Source organism: Kitasatospora sp. NPDC057692, assembly GCF_042799475.1.
Taxonomy (GTDB): Bacteria; Actinomycetota; Actinomycetes; order Streptomycetales; family Streptomycetaceae; genus Kitasatospora.
Map to the genome: position 1 here is coordinate 1 of NZ_JBHVIV010000190.1, position 2,265 is coordinate 2,265.

A 2,265-nucleotide genomic window follows, 5' to 3' on the forward strand; every position below is an offset into this window, starting at 1 on the left:
GCCCACCTCCCCGACTACATGCTCCCCTCCGCCTACATCACCCTCGACACCCTCCCCCTCAACGCCAACGGCAAAATCGACCGACGCGCCCTGCCCGCCCCGGACACCGCGGCGGCGGACGACGGCTACGTGGCGCCGCGCACGGTCACCGAGGAGCGGATCGCCGAGACCTGGGCCCAGGTGCTGGGGCGGGAGCGGGTCGGCGTCGAGGACGGCTTCTTCGAGATCGGCGGCCACTCCATCCGCGCCGTCGCGCTCGTCGGCGCACTGCGCTCGGCCGGATTCGACATCGGCGTCAGGGACGTCTTCGAGCACCGCACGGTCGCCGAGCTCAGCGAGTTCCTCACCGGCCGCCCCGCGCGCACCGAGGTGGACGTGCCCGTCGAGCGGTTCGCGCTGATCGGCGCCGAGGACCGGCCGGCGCTCCCGGACGACGCCGTGGACGCCTACGGGCTGACGCAGGTGCAGCTCGGCATGGTCCTGGAGATGCTGGCGGACCGCACCGGGCACGCGTACCACAACGTCTCCTCGTTCCGGATCAGCGAGCCGGAGCCGTTCTCCGGGCGGGCGCTGCGCGCCGCCGCCGCCGCGGTCACGGCCCGCCACGAGATGCTGCGCACCTCCTTCCACCTCGACGGCTACACCCAGCCGCTCCAGGTGGTGCACGCCACGGCCGTCGTGCCGGTGGCCGTGCACGACCTGAGGGGCCTGGACGAGGCCGAACGGCGGGCCGCCGTACAGGAGTTCGTCGCCCGCGAGCGGGACCTCCCGTTCGACCTGGAGCGGGCGCCGCTGCTGCGGATGACCGCCCACGTCGAGGACGACGGCTGGCGGCTCGGGCTGACCGTCTGCCACGCCATCACCGAGGGCTGGAGCCACCGGGCGCTGCTGATGGAGCTGCTCGACGAGTACCGCCGGGTGCGCGACGGCGGGGAGGCCTCCGAGGTGCCGGCGCCGCCCGTGCGCTACGCCGACTTCGTCGCCGCCGAGCTGCGCTCGCTGGAGTCGGAGCAGGACCGGGCGCACTGGCGGCAGGTGACGAGCGGCCACGCGCGGTTCTCCCTGCCGACGGCCTGGGCCGGCGACCGCACCGCCGAACGGGAGCGCTACCGGGTCGCCGTGGACCTCGGTCCCTTCGCATCCGGGCTGCGGGCGCTGACCACCCGGGCCCGCGTCCCGGTCAAGAGCGTGCTGCTGGCCGCGCACCTGAAGGTGCTCAGCCTGCTCACCGAGGAGAGCCGGTTCCACTCGGGCCTGGTGTTCAGCGCCCGTCCCGAGGCGCCCGGCGCCGACCGGGTGTACGGCATGTACCTCAACACCCTGCCGTTCGCGTTCGACGCGGACCGCGACCGCACCTGGGAGGAGCTGGTCCGCGAGGTCTTCTCGCACGAGGCGGGCATGTGGGAGCACCGCCGCTACCCGATGCCGGAGATCCAGCACGACGCCGGGCTGGAGCGCCTGCTCGACGTCCGATTCAGCTACCAGGACTTCGACCACGTCGACACCGAGCGCGTCGACCTGACCGACAGCTCCGGCGAGGGCGCGACCGAGTTCGACCTCGCGGTGTCGGCGGTCGCCGGCTACCTGCTGATCTCCACGCACACCCACGCGCTGTCCCGCGCCGACGCCGACCGGCTCACCGCGCTGTACGCGGCGGTGCTCACCGCCATGACCTCGGACCCGGCCGGCGACTCCCGCCCGGCCCCGCTGCCGCCCGAGGAGCTGGAACGGCAGCTGGTGACCTGGAACGACACCGCGCACGAGGCCGAGACCGCGTCCGTGCTCCAGCTGTTCGAGGCGCGGGCCGCCGAGGCCCCGAATGCCCCGGCGGTCACCCTCGGGGCGGAGACGGCGGGGTACGCGGAGCTGGACGCGCGGGCCAACCGGCTGGCGCACGCCCTGCGGGAGCGGGGCGTCGACGCCGAGGCGCGCGTCGCGGTCCTGCTGGACCGCGGGCCCGCGCTGATCGCGGCGCTGCTCGCGGTGTGGAAGGCCGGCGGCGCCTACGTGCCGATCGACCCGTCCTACCCGGCGGAGCGCGTCGCCTCCATCCTGGCGACCTCGGGCGCGCGGGTGGCGCTCACCTCCGAGGCGTACGCCGACCGGTTCGACGCCGCCGCGGTGCTGCTCGCCGACGCGGACACCGCGGGCCTGCCGGACACCGCGCCGACGCGGGCGGACGACCTGGACCGGCTCGCCTACGTCATCTTCACCTCGGGCTCCACCGGCACCCCCAAGGGCGTCGAGATCACCCACCGGGGCCTG

At 74.7% G+C, this 2,265-nt stretch carries 1 protein-coding gene; it reads left to right on the forward strand.

Annotated elements, in window-relative coordinates; genetic code table 11:
- Nucleotides 1-2,265 (forward strand): condensation domain-containing protein (locus ACFVFS_RS40715; protein ID WP_380630163.1); only part of this gene is annotated, 2,265 nt, incomplete at both ends.